Genomic DNA, 15,852 nt, shown 5'->3' with positions numbered 1-15,852 from the left:
GTCGTATTAACCACCAGCAACCACCATATTTTCAATCAAGACCGAACCGGTTTGTTTGGTTCCGCGTACCAAAGTATCTGCACCAATCGCAACCACCTGCATGAAGATGTCCTTCATGTTGCCGGCGATCGTGATCTCTTCCACTGGATATTGAATCACGCCCTTCTCGACCCAGAAACCGGATGCACCACGCGAGTAATCGCCAGTCACATAATTCACGCCCTGGCCCATCAATTCGGTCACCAATAAACCGGTATCGAGTTTCTTCAACATCGCTTTGAAATCGTCAGTCGCTTGCGTCAACGAAGACGTCATCGAAAGGTTATGCGAGCCACCAGCATTGCCTGTGGTTTGCATACCTAATTTGCGTGCGGAATAAGTCGACAGGAAGTAACCTTGCACCACGCCGTCTTTAACGACATCACGACGACTGGTTCTCACACCTTCTTCATCGAATGGTGAAGAACCGACCGCACCTATCACATGCGGATCTTCCGTGATCTGCACATGCGATGCAAAAGCCGATTTACCGAGCGAATCCAGCAGGAAGGTTGATTTGCGATACAAGGCACCACCAGAGACTGCCTGCACGAATGCGCCCAGCAATCCAGCTGCGAGTGGCGCTTCAAACAAGACGGGGCATTTGCGTGTATCGATCTTGCGTGCATTCAAACGTGCCAATGCGCGCTGCGCTGCGTAAATACCGACCGCTTCTGGCTTGGCCAGTTTTTTCGGATCGCGCATCGACGTATACCAATCATCACGCTGCATATTGCTGCCTTTACCTGCGATAGGCGCAACAGAAATCGTATGACGCGAATACGGGTAGCCGCCGATAAAACCCCGCGAATTGGCAGAAACAAAATGCGATTGCTGTGCGTAGACGCTGGCACCTTCGCTGTTCGTTATCCGTTTATCAACAGCAAATGCAGCCGCTTCACCGCGTTTCGCCAATTCAACCGCTTCTTCGGTCGAAATCAGCCACGGATAGCACAATTGCAAATCGCGCGGATGTCGCTCCAGCATGTCTTCGTCCGGCAAACCGGCGCAATCGTCTTCTGCTGTGAAACGGGCAATGTTGTACGCCGCCTCAACCGTATCCTTCAGCGCTTGCTGCGAAAAATCGGAAGTACTGGCATTACCGCGACGGACATGGCGCTCTTCGCCCAGATAGACCGTGACGCCCATGCCTTTGTCTTTATTCTGCTCTATCGTTTCCACGCCACCTTTGCGCACGGAAACAGACAAACCGCTGCCCTCATTGATCTCTACGGCAGCATTGGATGCGCCTTTTTCTTTCGCATAACGCAACACATCCTGCGCAAGTTGCTTTAATTGATCTTGACTATGTATAAACACTGATTCGCTCATGAGGGTCGTTTTCTTCGGAAATACCTATAAAACAGTTATCATAGCAGTCGTTTACAGAATGGCTTAACGCCTTATCAAATCAGATCATGCCAAATCCTAACCGAGGCTCCTGCGGGTTCCAATCCACCGAATTCGAACAGGAGTACGAGCGCCCGTCCAAATCCGAGCTCAAACGCCAGATGACCGCCCTGCAAAAACTGGGAGCGGAGCTGATTGCAGAGCCGCGCGACCGCGTCAAACGCGTGCCTATGCCGGAAGATGTACGCGATGCCATCCTCGAATGCCAGCTGATCAAGGATCACGAAGGCCGTCGTCGTCAGTTGCAATATGTCGGCAAGAAGATGCGCACGCTGGAAGAACACGAACTCGCAGCCATACAAAAAATGCTCGATAGCTGGAAAGGCGCATCGAAGTCCGAGACAGCCTCCCTGCACGCAATCGAACGCAAGCGCGATAAATTGCTGAGCGACGACAAGGTATTAACGCAGTTGTTAGCTGACCATCCACACCTGGATGCGCAACAACTACGCACCTTGATTCGTAACGCACGCAAAGAACAAGCGGAAAACAAGCCGCCTAAGGCTTATCGCGAGATTTTCCAGATTCTGAAATCATTGCAAGCACCTGCTGAGCAACCTAAGGACGAAGAAGACGATGTCGAAGAAGACTAATCCAGACGAATTAAAAATCGGCCTGGTGTCGATTTCCGACCGTGCATCCAGCGGTGCATACGAAGACCAAGGCATCCCTGCCTTGCAAACATGGTTCAGCGCAGCATTGACCAGCCCGTGGCAGATGGAAACGCGTCTGATCCCGGATGAACAATTCATGATTGAACAAGCACTGATCGAACTGGTTGATGTCGAACACTGCGATCTGGTCATCACCACTGGTGGCACCGGCCCTGCTCGTCGCGATGTCACACCGGAAGCAACCATCGCTGTCGGCACCAAGGAAATGCCAGGCTTTGGCGAACAAATGCGCCAGATCAGCCTGCACTTCGTACCGACCGCGATACTGTCGCGTCAAGTAACGGTGATCCGCGAAACGGAAGAGCATGCAGCGCTCATCATGAACCTGCCCGGCCAGCCAAAATCGATCAAGGAAACCTTGGAAGGTTTGAAAGATGCAGACGGCAAGCAAATCGTCGGCGGCATCTTCGCTGCAGTGCCTTACTGCATAGACCTGATGGGCGGCCCGTATATCGAAACCAACGAAGCCATCTGCAAGGCTTGGCGTCCTAAGCACGCCATTCGCCCAGCCAAATAATTTTTTACACTCTTCAGCAATCCGCTCATTGACACCATGACCTTAGAAACCGTCGAAATTGAAACCGCACCCAACCCAACCGTTTCCATCATCTGGATGCATGGCCTAGGCGCCGACGGCAATGACTTTGTTCCTATCGTCAGAGAACTGGATTTGAGCGGCTGCCCTGGTATCCGTTTCGTCTTTCCACATGCGCCTGAAATCCCTGTCACCGTTAACGGCTTCCGTGAAATGCCAGCCTGGTACGACGTGGTCGTTACCGAGTTTGGTCGCGAAGAAGATGAAGCAGGCTTGCGCGCTTCACAAGTATCTATCAATGAATTAATCGAGCGCGAAAAAGCACGCGGCATTGCTGCTGACAAAATTCTGATCGCTGGTTTCTCGCAAGGTTGTGCGATGACATTCCAGGTCGGCCTGCGCTACCCAGAACGCCTCGGCGGCCTGTTGTGCCTGTCCGGTTATGTACCTATCGATACCACACTCGAAACTGAAGCTAGCGCAGCGAACAAAGACATTCCTATCTATTACGGCCATGGCCGCGGCGATCAAGTCATCCCTATCACGCGTGCACAGCGCTCGCTCAGCCTGTTGCAAGCACTGGGTTACAACGTTGAATGGCATGAATACAATATGCCGCACTCGGTCTGTGGCCCACAACTTGACGACATCTCCAACTTCCTCAAGCGCGTGTTGAACTGATGCGCTGAATAAGTCGAGATAGAAATAAAAAAGCACGCTTCAAGCGTGCTTTTTTATTGCCGTGTTCTGCAGTCAGCAACACATTTACTTGAACACCACCGTCTTGTGTCCATTGAGCAAGATGCGATGCTCGACAAAGTATTTGACCGCACGCGCCAACACCACGCATTCCACATCACGACCGATAGCAGTCAACGTCGCCGGGTTCATCGCATGATCAACACGCTCCACGTCTTGCTCGATGATAGGACCTTCATCCAGATCACCAGTCACAAAGTGTGCAGTAGCGCCTATCAGCTTCACTCCACGTTCATGCGCCTGATAATAAGGCTTCGCACCTTTGAAGCTAGGCAGGAAGGAGTGATGAATATTGATCGCGCGTCCTTGCAGGGCTTTGCACATTTCCGGCGACAGAATTTGCATGTAACGCGCCAGCACAACCAGATCGATCTCTGCGCCCTTGGCAATTTCCAGCACACGCTCTTCTTGTGCACGCTTGGCTGATTCCGACGCACCGGCAGCCAATGGCAAATGATGGAAAGGAATGTTATAGCTCGCAGCCAATTGATAAAAATCAGTGTGATTAGAAACGATGGCGGGAATCTCTACCGGCAGCAGACCGCTTTTGTAGCGGAACAGCAAATCGTTCAGGCAATGACCGATCTTGGAAACCATCAGCATCACACGTGGCTTTTTCTGCGCATCGTGCAATTGCCAGTTCATCTGCATCGTATCGGCCAGCGTGGAAAAATTACTGCGCAAGGTTTCATCGCTCAGCGATTTTTCTTCTGCCGAAAAATACACACGCATGAAAAAGAGTTTGGACTGTGCATCGCCAAACTGCGCCGACTCAATGATGTTGCAACCATGTTCGGCCAGGAAACCAGAGACGCGTTGCACAATGCCGCGTTGATCCAGGCACGATAAGTTAAGGATGTATTCCGGATGCATGATAGTGGTCCGACTGACAAAGGAAGCGCTTGAGGATCAAGCGAGGCCATGCATTGTCGCACGGCTTACTATCACAGACAAAACAGGATGAAAATCAAACGGAAATAGCCCATCGTCAGCGCCCATATAGGCACTGACGACAGGCGTCAGAATTAGCGTTGTGAATTAAACGCTTTTTGCTACCGCTAATCCTTTAGGTGGCGTCATCGTGCCGCCGACTTGTACATCACCTGCAAGCTGGCCGCCTTCTTCGATCACGACATTGCCGTAACGAATTTTGCCGGATACCCGACCGGACGCATAAATCACCAGTTTTTGGCGCACAGTCAGTTCACCATCGAAGGTGCCATGAATCTCGGCGATATCGATACCGGCAGAACCTTTGAACGATCCATCCTTGGCAATCTGAATCACGCGCGAATCCATCGTTGCTTCGACAAAACCTTCTACCACCAAGGTGTCGCAATCGGTGATTTCAACACCCTTCAGTTTAATGTTCGGACCAACAATCAGCTTGCTGCCAACTTCATTGATGCTCGCTGCAGGCGCCTGACTTGGTGTATTGAAACCACCAGCAGAAGAAGATGGCTTATTAAAAGCAGAACCGGACGTGCTTGAATTTGACAGAGAGGATGAGCTAGCGGTGCTCAGCGGTGGGTTTGGCGTATTGGTTTCTCGCTTGCCAAAAAGCGTGTCAGATCGAAGCATGAAATCTCCTGAAAATAATTGTCGCAATGACGTAATAAAAATTGAGTGAATACGCTTGCAGCGTCAGCATTACATCGCGCGTAACGACGTTGCGGCAACTCTGTTTTGCGCTCTGGAAATACAACTTGTAAATGAGCAATGCTCACTGCGTCGCATAACCACGGGTTGGTGTATCAGTCGTTTTGAAAGTTCACATTTGTTACATTTTTATTAAAAAATTTATCTGCTTAAATTTTAGGCAGATACATTCACTCATCACGTATCAAAAAAATACGTATCCATTATTCGCATCCCTGAAATATTTACACGGTGATGCAAAAATTTCGCCACTCAAAAATGAGTCATCAATACAAACTCTGTAGATAGCTCGGCCTGTCACACAAGCGTTATATACGCAGTACATACTCGGAATCGCACTGCGCTTGACAATTACCCATCAACAAGTAACCTTGTCCCAGCAAATAAAAATAAATTCTCAGGGAGAGAACATGACTGACACATCGGCCTTCCAAGAAATGCCTGAGGGCAATCCTCAAGCATCCAATGCAGCGATACGTTTTTCATTTAGCGGGACAGGCGGTGAATACTTCCGTATCTGGATCGTCAATCTGCTGTTTTCCATACTCACACTTGGCATTTATTCCGCCTGGGCCAAGGTACGTCGAACCAATTACTTCTATAACAGCAGCAGCGTCGCTGGATCGAGTTTTGAGTATCACGGCAATCCGGTAGCAATCCTGAAGGGACGCATTATTGCTGTCCTCCTGATCGTGATTTACAACCTCGCATTTGAGATGTCGGACATCATTGGCTTAGCCATGATTCTTCTCGTGATGCTGGTCGCTCCGTGGCTGATATGGAAAAGCCTGCAATTCAAACTGTATAACTCCAGCTATCGTGGCATCCGCTTCGGTTTTCGTGGTCAGTTATTACACGTGTACAGGGTCTATTTGCTGCTGCCTATCCTGACCATGCTCACTGCCTTCATACTTGCGCCGTTTACGCATCAACGCATGAAGAAGTTTCAGCATGAGGAAAGCCGGTTTGGTACCAGCCACTTCTCTTTTACCGGTCCGGTTGGTAAATTTTACAAAGCCTATCTGTTGGTCTTTGCCATCTGGCTGGCTGGCGTCATCATCATCTCGCTCACATTAGGCGGCGCCTTGTTCGCAATGATTACCGCTGGAGGCCTGGATCGCGAAACATCTTCCGATGCGGGCATGGTCGGTATCTTTATATTCATGTTCGCGCTTTATGTCTGGATGTTTCTGCTCTTTCCGATTTTTGCCACATTGATTCAGAACCTGATCTGGAACAATACGCGGCTCGGTCAACATCGCTTCCAAAGCGATATGAAATGGAGCCGGATGACCTTTATCGTCATTACCAACATCATCGGCATTATCTGTACGCTTGGTCTGTTTTTGCCATTCGCACAGATCCGCGCAATGAAGTATCGCGTGGAATCAATGTCGCTCATCCCTGATGGCAGCCTGGAAAATTTCATCGCAGCAACGAAAGAACAGGTATCTGCAACTGGTGAAGGCCTTACTGATTTGCTCGACTTTGATCTGTCGCTGTAATCGGCACCGCTTGCAATGAGCGCTATCACGCAGATTCCCGCACTCTATTACGACGGTAAAACCTCACGTGCGCATCACGTGACCTTGTCGGTAGATGCGGGGATCGCTACACTCGCCGGCGATGTCGAACGTCATTGCGCCATCAGCGATTTGCGCGTATCCGAACGTGCGCGCAATACCAGTCGCAAAGTCACCTTTCCAGACGACGCCTATCTGGAAATAAGCGACGCACACACATTCGACACCTTGCTTGCCGATACAGGCCACCAAGACTCTCTGGTCGTACGTATGCAGCAAAGCTGGCGCGGGACACTCATTGCCGTTCTCGCCACACTGGTCGTGCTTACCTTCGGGTATTTATATGCATTGCCACTTGCCGCCGAAGTCATAGCCAAGGCATTACCGGAAAAAGTCGAACGCTCCATAGGTAGCGGTATGCTGGACTTTCTCGACAAACGCATACTTTCACCCAGCCATTTACCTATCGCGCGACAGCAAGCGATTACAGAGCAGTTCAAGCGATTAATACCAGCCAAGGAAGGTGTGCCGGATTACACGATCGTTTTTCGCAAAAGCGAGATTGGTCCGAATGCATTTGCACTGCCGTCAGGGCAAATTATTTTGACCGATGAATTGGTGAATTTAATGAATGACGATGCGCAAATCATGGGAATACTGGCGCATGAACTTGGACATTTACATGAACGTCATCTAATGCGACGTGTGGTGCAAAGCTCTGCTATCGGTGTGTTGGCAACGGTCATCTTTGGCGATGCTTCCGCGATTGTCGCGAATATTCCAACGATGCTGCTGGACATGAAGTATTCGCGCGATGCGGAACGTGAGGCAGATGATTATGCGATCACCATGATGAAGGCGAATGGCATTGCGCTCTCGCACATGGCAGAGGGCTTTGAAAAACTGAAAAGTAAAACCAGCGAACCATCCTCGCCCTATTTATCCACTCATCCATCGACGATGGAGCGGATAGAACATATACAGAACGCGCAGTAATCTGTAAGCACTGAAAAATATGAGGGCGAAAAAAAAGCTGCCGGATCGGCAGCTTTTTTCATTTCAAGTGATTTAGTTACGAACCACTTTTTTGTACTCGTTGGTACGGGTGTCGATTTCAATGATGTCATCGCTGCTGACAAACAACGGCACTTGAACAGTGTGTTGATATGCTTCGACTGCGTTTTCGATGCGTGCTTCTTTCAACACGTTACCGGAAGTATTGCCCTTGACTGCTGGCTCGGAGTAAACGATCTGACGAGCAACAGTAGTTGGCAATTCAACAGAAATTGCTTTGCCGTCATAGAAAACTGCTTCGCATTCCATGCCGTCTTTCAGGTAATGCAATGCATCACCCAGGTTTTCTTCTTCGATTTCGAACTGATTGTATTCTTCGTCCATGAACACGAACAATGGATCAGCGAAATAGGAATAAGTCACAGGCTTTTTGTCGAGAACAACGACGTCAAACTTGTCGTCACCGCGCATAACGTTTTCTTGCGGGCTGTTCGTCAGAAGATTTTTCATCTTCCATTTGTAGGTAAAGCCAGTGCGGCTCGAACCGTTAACATCGGAGCGCAATACGATCATAGGCTTGCTATCGATCATAATGATATTACCAACGCGAATTTCTTTTGCAGGTTTCATAGTGTACGTAAAAAGTGGGTTGCATAAAAATCAACTGTCGCCTCTTGGCTTAAAGCGCCACAAGCTCACGTTTGATCGAATTCGGTATAAATTAGCCCGATATTATACCGTCTTCTTGGCATATTCTTAGCGTAGCGTGCGGGCGAACTGTATCAAATTACTCGTCATATCCCCGTTTTCCAGCATTTCCCGCTGCCATTCAGTGGTTCTGCTAGCAATTTTGGGCATATCGGCCTGAAATGACGCCCATAGCGCAGACCAGTCAGTTGAGGTATCCGCGCCTTCTGTGCTTGCACCATTCCAAACCAAAGAGAGCGCAATCAGGCTTTCAATATCCGCGGCATATCGCTGCAAAAATGCGCGTAGTTTCTTGTGATGCAAGTTTTCATCTTGTGGATAGATATGCCAGATGAAAGGCTTGCCTGCCCACTGTGCACGCACCCAGGAATCTTCACCACGCACGAAATTAAGATCGCAAGCCCATAACAGCTTGTCGTAATCTGGTTGAGGCACAAAAGGCAATACGCGGACAGTAAGCGCGCCACGCGTAAATACGGCTCCCGCCTCGGCATCCGTCCCGAGAAATGTCTGAACTACCCCGCTGGCAACGCCTTCCGGCACCAAGCAAGTAATAGCCGTGCCTCCGCCCTGCCATGCGTCGAATAAGGCTGAAACTGGTGCGTGCGGATAACAAAACAAGGACACCTTGGTCGACGTCATTTCTTCTGGCGTCACGCCAAATTGCGCAAGAAACGCCGCCATGGCCGCTGGATCTGATTGGAATTGCTGACGCTCTTTTTCCAAAGACAACTCGCGCAGCAAACCGCCCGTTTTGCTAGTGAAGCCAGGAAAGAAAAAGTGTTTAGTCAAAGATAAACGCGGATGAGGCGAAGGCAAGGTATGACAGCCCTCGACCCATTCTTCCGCAGTCAACCCTTCCAGGTTCAGCCACACCGGACGCGGATTGCACTCTGCCATCGCAGTAATGTAACCCGGTGGAATATCGCAGGCGAAAAACTCAATAACGATATCGGCAATATCGCTGGCAGCAAACACGCCATCTTGATTGCGCCAATGCCGCACCGTCACATCAGCGACCTGCTGCTCTTCTACGTTGAGTACAACGTCTGGGCAGATGCGCCTAAAGCTAGGCAAATCATCTACCCACAAGGTCACGGCAATACCGTGCTCTTGTTGCAGCTGTCGTGCGAAGCGCCAGCAGATACCAATGTCGCCGTAGTTATCGACGACCCGGCAAAACAAATGCAAGGTTTGTGGAAAGCTCATGCAAACAGTCAGAAATTTAATTCACGCATGATAAACGAAGTATCAATGCGCGCCTGCTGCATCCGCTCCACCAGCCGCTTTGCTGCGTTTGGTAATCCAGATAAAACCGATCAAGCACAGGAACATGATGCCGGACATCCAGAATAAATCCGTCGCCGCCAAGGTACTGGCTTGCACTGTCATCTGCCTGTCTATCACCGCCCATGCAGCCTGCTCCGACATCCCTCGCGCCATCAAGGTACTCACGGCTTGTGTAAAGGCTGGATTATGCGTACCGGTATATTCAGCCAATTGCGCATGATGCAGGATGGTACGGTTATCCCACATCGTCGACATCACAGAAGTACCGATACCGCCGAACATGATACGCACGAAGTTGGACAAACCTGCTGCCGCCGGAATCTTGTCTGGTGATTGACCGGACAGAATGATGGACGTCAATGGAATGAAGAACATCGCCATCGCCGCACCTTGAATCACGGTAGGAATCATCAAGGTCATCATGTCCACATCTTGCGTGAACTGCGCCCGCATGAAGAACACCACCGAGAAAATCAGAAATGCAGTCGTCGCAACCCAGCGCGCATCGATTTTTGGCAATAACTTACCGACGATAGGTGACAAGATAATCGCGAAAATACCAACCGGTGCCATCACCTTGCCAGCCTCCGTCGCGGTGTAACCGATCTGCGTCTGCAACCACAAAGGCAGAATCACCAAGCTACCGAAGAACAAGCCGTAAGCCACCGAAATTGCAATCACACCGCCACTGAAATTACGGCCCTGGAACAAGGATAAATCCACCACCGGATGCTCTTCACCAATTTCCCAAATAATAAAATAGATGAAAGACACCACCGCAACTGAAGCAAGAATAATGATTTCGCCAGAATGGAACCAGTCCAGTTCTTTGCCCTTATCCAACATCAATTGCAGAGAACCGACCCACAGTACAAGCAAGACCAAACCAACCTTGTCGATCGGCAGTTTGTAGGTTTTCGATTCACGTTCACGATAGATAGACCATGTTGCCCATGCAGCAAAAATACCGATGGGAATATTAATGTAGAAGATCCACGGCCATGTGTAGTTATCCGATATCCAGCCGCCCAGCAGCGGCCCCATAATCGGCGCCACCAGCGTCGTCATACCCCAGAACGCTAGCGCCATCCCGCTCTTCGCGGGCGGATAACTGGAAAGCAGCAAGGCTTGCGACAAAGGGATCATCGGTCCCGCCACCGCGCCCTGCAAGACTCGTGCGGCAATCAGAATTTCAATGCTAGGCGCAAAGCCGCACAGACAGGAAGCCAGCACGAACAGCAAGATGGAACTGATGAACAGGCGCACCTGACCGATACGTTGCGTCAGCCAACCTGTCAGCGGCACCGAAATCGCATTCGCAACCGAGAACGAAGTAATGACCCAGGTGCCTTGTTGTGGCGAGACACCCAAGTCACCTGAAATCGCAGGAATCGACACGTTCGCAATCGACGAATCGAGCACGTTCATGAACACCGCCAGCGACAAGGCCAGAGTGCCAATGATAAGTGGCGTGCCGCTCAGTGGCGACAACGCAGCGCGAGGAGTAGCGCTCATGGTTTAGTGTTTGCCTGTGGTCGCAGTACTGTTGCTGTTGGTTGCAATGATTTGTGCAACGCGCGCAGCAGCTTGGTTGCCTGCATCATCGAACACAGCTGTTTGATAAACCGGCTCAGTGCGCGGCGCTGTCGTCGAGGTCAAAGACGTACCTTCGGACTTGGCCACATCCACTTCAACCTGCATCGACAAACCTACGCGCAATGGGCGCTCTTCCAAATCCTTGGGATCCAAAGTAATACGCACTGGAATACGTTGCACGACCTTGATCCAGTTACCACTCGCATTTTGTGTAGGTAACAGAGCGAAGGCTGCGCCTGTACCTGCCGAGAGACCAGCGACCTTGCCATGATAGGTAACGCTGCTACCGTAAATATCAGAAGTTAATGTGACCGGTTGACCAATACGCATCTTGGCAACTTGCACTTCCTTGAAGTTGGCATCCACCCACAATGCATTCAGCGGCACCACCGACAACAAAGGCGTACCTGGCGCAACACGCTGACCGACTTGTACCGAACGCTTGGCGATATAACCAGTAATCGGTGCCAGCAAGGTATTACGTGACAAAGCCAGATAAGCAGCTTGTACCTGCGCTGCGGCGCGTTGCACATTAGGATGTTTGGCAACCGTTGTGCCTTCGGTCAATGCCTGATTCGATGTCAGCTGATCGCGTGCTGCTTGCAATGCGGATTCCGCCGCAATGAATGCAACGCGCGCATGTTCCAGATCTTCTTTTGCTACTGCACCGGTACCACTCAATTCCTGACGACGTGCCAGATCATCACGCGCACGCGCAACATCTGCGGTGCGCTGCGTCACAGCTGCACTCAGTGCACCGTTGTTGACGAATAAGGTACGCACTTCACGCACCGTCTGCGCCAGTTGTGCTTCAGCTTGATCCAATGCCACTTGTGCATCGCTGTGATCAAGATCAACCAGCGGCTTACCGGCTTTTACCAACTCCGTATCGTCCGCATGAATAGCGATCACGGTACCACTCACCTGCGGCGTCACCTGCACCACATTGCCAGCAACATAAGCATCGTCAGTATCTTCAAAATGACGCGCATAAATTGCCCACCAGATTCCATAGGCAATCAACAAAAGTGCCAGCAGGATCGACACCGCGATGAGGCGGCGGCGACGTTTGCCGTTGGTATTAGGAGTTTCGGCTTCTTTTACTTCTGGGCTGGTCGTATTCATGATGCACTTCTCACGGAGGTGGAAACATTCGAGGGATTGGAGTTTTCTTTTTCAAGGCCTTGCGTCTGCGCGTCGAAACCGCCGCCCAAGGCTTTGATCAAACCGATACGTAAATCGCTGCGACGCGCTTGTGAATCAAGATCGATACGGCGCTGCGACAGCCACGTCATTTGTGCTGACAGTACCGGCAGCATATTGGTAGTACCAACACGTTCGCGCTGCTGCGCAAGTTTCAAGTTGTTCGCCGATGCTTGTGTTGCCAGTTGCTGCTGCTCACTTTGCAGCGCCGCAGCACGCGACGATTGCACTTGATCAGCAACGTCGTGCAAGGCTTCGGTCAAAGTCTGGTTATACATTGCGACCAAACCATCGTAGGAAGCAACGCGACCTTTCAGATTGGCACGCAGAGAACCACTATCCAGTATCGGCAAACGAATTGCCGGTCCGATACCAACAACACGACTACCGCTATTCAACAGATTGCTCAAACCCAAGCTGGAGAAACCGGCAAAGGCCATGATGTTGACGTTCGGATAGAACTCGGTTTTTGCCGTATCGATATCGCTTTGTGCGGCTTCAACATTCCAGCGTGCTGCGACAATGTCAGGACGACGTCCGAGCAAGGTCAGCGGTAATGCGTCTGGCAATGCAATCGCTACTTCGGAAGGCAATGAAGGACGTTCAATTTGCAAGCCGCGATCCGGGCCTTTGCCCATCAACGCTGCCAACTGATTACGCGTCAAGGCAATCGCTTCATTCAATTGCGCGCGCTCGGCACGCAGGCTAGCGAGTTGTTGATGCGTTTGTTGATTATCTGTTTGCGTATCGAGGCCGACTTTAAAACGCAGCTTGGTCAGGCGCTCGATGTTTTCACCGACAGTCAATTGCTCTTGATTCAAATCCAGTTGCGCATACTGGCGCGCCAATTGCACCCAGGCGCGCGCCACTGCAGTAGCAATCATCAGACGCGCATTGTATTGCTCTGCCTGCGCGGCCTTCCCTGCGGACAAGGCACTGCGTAATTCCGCGGCATGCTTGCCCCAGAAATCAAAATCGTAGGAAAAATTCAGCGACAGTTCATTATCCGATTTGTACTCACCACCCAGCGGTGGTGGAATGATACCGTTCTCGGTATAGCGCTGATATGTGCTGCTGGCATTAGCAGACCACGATGGACGAGCACTTGCACTAGCTGCATCAGCTGCTGCCCTTGCGCCAGCGACACGCGCTGCGGCAACTTGTAAATTAGGATTGCCTGCGATGGCTTCATCCACCAAAGCTTGCAAAGGTGCGCCACCGATGGTTTGCGCCCAGGAAGCATCCGGCCATTGTCCGCGCTGTTCTGGTAAGGAAGCAGTCGTTGCATAGTCCGCAGGCTGATTCAAATTCGCGCTGGTATCTATGCCTTTAAAACTGGCACAAGCACTGAGCAAGACCGCAGCACAACTGACTGCGATCATGCCGCGGAAAGAATTTTGGTTTAAACCGGCAGAAAAACGTAAAAGATTTTTCATCATTCGCCCCTGTCTTTCATTTCCTTGCTAACGGCCTCCGATGCAGCGCCGTATAGCAATTTGCGCAGCAAGCTTCTGAGCGTATTCACTTCTTCGCCACTGAACTCGGCAAAATTTTCATTGAGCACACCTACATACAAATCAGGTAATTTGTCCGCAAGCTCGACACCCTCTTCCGTCAAACGCAGATTGATCACGCGCCTGTCATCACCACGCGGCATGCGCTGAATCAAGCCACGCTTTTCCAATCTGTCGACCATGCGGGTGATAGATGCCGAATCGATATACAACTCTCGCGATAACTCTGCGGCAGTCGAGTAATTCCCCGAATTCAACATCAGCAACATGCTGCCTTGAGCATGGGTAATGTCGTGCTGCGCCAAATCCACATCGACCGCTTTCGCTAGCTTGGTACGAGCACGCGCCAGCAAGTAGCCAACACTTTCTTCTACGCACCAAGACCCCGATGGGAAATTTTTTTCAAATTTATTCATATACATGCTTAATCAATAACTGCTTAAGTCAATAACTGCCTAAGCAGCTAATTTATCAGCGATTTTATTTTGATGAGTAAAGAAACCGTTAAAACCTGCCGGATTTAGAATAATTTTGCATGTGAGATGCCAAAAAGTGATCAGGCTGTCATCTCTTTAGCGCTAAATCACAGCGCGGGAGCATGCAACGACGGCATCTTATATAGAGGTATTTCAGACTTGCTCGGTAGAGCTTGCTGCAATTCGTTGTATCCACCAAATCTGATTCAGCACGCGAGTTGGCATTTGCATCGCGTACCTGCGAACCATAAAGATCTATCTGGCACCAGAGCATACGCAACTGATTTCTGTGCTGTGATGAATATTCGCATTAATGTTGCCACCGGTTCGCATTCCAAAGTTGCCACCTGAGGGTAAACACCCGGCAAACCCATCTTGAGCCGCGTGTGATCTTTCCGATAACTCAGTAAGGACATTATGTCCTAGGGCTTTATGTCCAATGTCGATCGCTGTTTGCTTAACCTAGAATAAGCCGACTTCGATTGAGATGTCATGCAGCGTTTTGAGGTAGTGCTCCTCACGATAGATAGCGTCAAGTAACAGCTGGGAAATACTCAAAATGATGGATTGGACTCTTATAGTCTTCGTTACATTCAAGGCTCTCGTGCTCGGCACGGGCATGTTCTTCGCCATCAAGTGGCATTACGATCAAGGGAAGAAGGCGAAGGATAAGGCCGAGGAGAAACGCGCGGTGCTACGCGCGGGCGTCAAGGTGACCATAGTTTTCGTGCTATCGCTCCTGGCCCTGGTGCTCGTCACCTTCATCTTTGCCACGAAACTCGGTTTGGACTTGAACTTCCCATGATGGCAAAGAATAGCCGGCCGATATCCAGTGATGCGGCAGCAATTCCCCGATGCGGCTATTGGGCAGCGTCGATCAAGTGGAAACTTGGATGCGAACGGGTGGCAGCTTTGTGGTGCGATTTAGCGGCAATATTAGTGCGTATACTCAGCTGCGACGCACACACATGAACAACCCGCTATGTTCGACTACTTCAATAATGACTTGAAAGTGCATGCGCCATTCGATGCAGTTTGTGTAGTAATACGATATTGAATTGAATAACAGTAAAAATGAAAAAAGCTCTGAATAATCAGAGCTTTTTTCATTTCAGACAAAAAAAACGCCACGCAAAAGCGTGACGTTTTTAACTTGGCGTCCCCAAGGGGATTCGAACCCCTGTACTCACCGTGAAAGGGTGATGTCCTAGGCCTCTAGACGATGGGGACAGAAACCTGTCCTTGATACTGACCTTCGCAAATTTGACAGTGGCGGCAAACATGAGCCCGCACACTGATTCTTTGCGCTCCAACCTTGAATGAAAAAAGCCCTGAATAATCAGGGCTTTTTTCATACCAGACGAATCTGGAATTTGGCGTCCCCAAGGGGATTCGAACCCCTGTACTCACCGTGAAAGGGTGATGTCCTAGGCCTCTAGACGATGGGGACAG

Annotated in this window: 15 protein-coding genes and 2 tRNA genes; 6 read left to right on the top strand and 11 right to left on the bottom strand. The window is 50.4% G+C overall.

Annotated features, from left to right (window positions below; all coding sequences use genetic code 11):
- Positions 1-6: 6 nt before the first annotated feature.
- Positions 7-1,371, bottom strand: a complete 1,365-nt coding sequence (gene pmbA, locus AC07N2_RS10900; protein ID WP_494778300.1) for a metalloprotease PmbA — start codon at positions 1,369-1,371, stop codon at positions 7-9.
- 86 nt (positions 1,372-1,457) lie between these two features.
- Here pmbA and yjgA point away from each other — a divergent pair, with 86 nt between their 5' ends.
- Genes yjgA through AC07N2_RS10885 form a run of 3 tightly spaced genes read left to right on the top strand, consistent with a single transcriptional unit; the run spans position 1,458 to position 3,339 of the window.
- Positions 1,458-2,042 (top strand): ribosome biogenesis factor YjgA, encoded by a 585-nt coding sequence (yjgA, locus tag AC07N2_RS10895; RefSeq protein WP_076591892.1) that lies wholly within the window; start codon positions 1,458-1,460, stop codon positions 2,040-2,042.
- The gene (gene mog, locus AC07N2_RS10890) at positions 2,026-2,640 is read left to right on the top strand and encodes a molybdopterin adenylyltransferase (RefSeq protein ID WP_494778299.1); all 615 of its coding nucleotides are present in this window, start codon (positions 2,026-2,028) and stop codon (positions 2,638-2,640) included. Before yjgA ends, mog begins: the two co-directional genes overlap by 17 nt.
- A gap of 36 nt (positions 2,641-2,676) precedes the next feature.
- Entirely contained in the window at positions 2,677-3,339 is a 663-nt protein-coding gene (locus tag AC07N2_RS10885; RefSeq protein ID WP_494778298.1) for an alpha/beta hydrolase, read from the top strand.
- Positions 3,340-3,423: 84 nt separating this feature from the next.
- Here the strand turns inward: AC07N2_RS10885 and purU are convergent, their stop codons facing one another.
- Entirely contained in the window at positions 3,424-4,293 is an 870-nt protein-coding gene (purU, locus tag AC07N2_RS10880) for a formyltetrahydrofolate deformylase (RefSeq protein ID WP_494779242.1), read from the bottom strand.
- Positions 4,294-4,455: 162 nt separating this feature from the next.
- Positions 4,456-4,998, bottom strand: coding sequence for a bactofilin family protein (locus AC07N2_RS10875; RefSeq protein ID WP_494778297.1), 543 nt, complete (start codon positions 4,996-4,998; stop codon positions 4,456-4,458).
- Positions 4,999-5,486: 488 nt separating this feature from the next.
- Between AC07N2_RS10875 and AC07N2_RS10870 the strand changes: the two genes are divergently transcribed.
- Complete coding sequence (locus AC07N2_RS10870; RefSeq protein ID WP_494778296.1) at positions 5,487-6,581, top strand: YjgN family protein; 1,095 nt, start codon at positions 5,487-5,489, stop codon at positions 6,579-6,581.
- 15 nt (positions 6,582-6,596) lie between these two features.
- Positions 6,597-7,595: a M48 family metallopeptidase gene (locus AC07N2_RS10865; protein WP_494778295.1), complete on the top strand. Its 999-nt coding sequence runs from the start codon at positions 6,597-6,599 to the stop codon at positions 7,593-7,595.
- 72 nt (positions 7,596-7,667) lie between these two features.
- Here the strand turns inward: AC07N2_RS10865 and AC07N2_RS10860 are convergent, their stop codons facing one another.
- The 6 genes from AC07N2_RS10860 to AC07N2_RS10835 all read right to left on the bottom strand — a co-directional run bounded on the left by AC07N2_RS10860 (position 7,668) and on the right by AC07N2_RS10835 (position 14,340).
- Entirely contained in the window at positions 7,668-8,243 is a 576-nt protein-coding gene (locus AC07N2_RS10860; protein WP_076591899.1) for an elongation factor P, read from the bottom strand.
- 126 nt (positions 8,244-8,369) lie between these two features.
- On the bottom strand, positions 8,370-9,530 hold the full coding sequence (gene earP, locus AC07N2_RS10855) for an elongation factor P maturation arginine rhamnosyltransferase EarP (RefSeq protein ID WP_494778294.1): 1,161 nt from the start codon (positions 9,528-9,530) through the stop codon (positions 8,370-8,372).
- A gap of 42 nt (positions 9,531-9,572) precedes the next feature.
- Positions 9,573-11,126, bottom strand: a complete 1,554-nt coding sequence (locus AC07N2_RS10850; RefSeq protein WP_494778293.1) for a DHA2 family efflux MFS transporter permease subunit — start codon at positions 11,124-11,126, stop codon at positions 9,573-9,575.
- Positions 11,127-11,129: 3 nt separating this feature from the next.
- Positions 11,130-12,332, bottom strand: coding sequence for an HlyD family secretion protein (locus tag AC07N2_RS10845; protein WP_494778292.1), 1,203 nt, complete (start codon positions 12,330-12,332; stop codon positions 11,130-11,132).
- Positions 12,329-13,849 (bottom strand): efflux transporter outer membrane subunit, encoded by a 1,521-nt coding sequence (locus tag AC07N2_RS10840; protein ID WP_494778291.1) that lies wholly within the window; start codon positions 13,847-13,849, stop codon positions 12,329-12,331. Before AC07N2_RS10840 ends, AC07N2_RS10845 begins: the two co-directional genes overlap by 4 nt.
- Positions 13,846-14,340: a MarR family winged helix-turn-helix transcriptional regulator gene (locus AC07N2_RS10835; RefSeq protein ID WP_494778290.1), complete on the bottom strand. Its 495-nt coding sequence runs from the start codon at positions 14,338-14,340 to the stop codon at positions 13,846-13,848. The genes AC07N2_RS10840 and AC07N2_RS10835 overlap by 4 nt, the downstream gene beginning before the upstream one ends.
- Before the next feature lie 619 nt (positions 14,341-14,959).
- Here AC07N2_RS10835 and AC07N2_RS10830 point away from each other — a divergent pair.
- Complete coding sequence (locus tag AC07N2_RS10830) at positions 14,960-15,205, top strand: hypothetical protein (protein ID WP_494778289.1); 246 nt, start codon at positions 14,960-14,962, stop codon at positions 15,203-15,205.
- 349 nt (positions 15,206-15,554) lie between these two features.
- Here AC07N2_RS10830 and AC07N2_RS10825 read toward each other — a convergent pair.
- Positions 15,555-15,630 (bottom strand) — tRNA-Glu (locus tag AC07N2_RS10825).
- Positions 15,631-15,774: 144 nt separating this feature from the next.
- Positions 15,775-15,850, bottom strand: a tRNA-Glu gene (locus AC07N2_RS10820).
- Positions 15,851-15,852: the final 2 nt, after the last annotated feature.

The sequence above is a fragment of the Herminiimonas sp. GW821-FHT09C12 genome (assembly GCF_059416385.1).
This window is presented reverse-complemented; position numbering and strand designations above follow the sequence as displayed.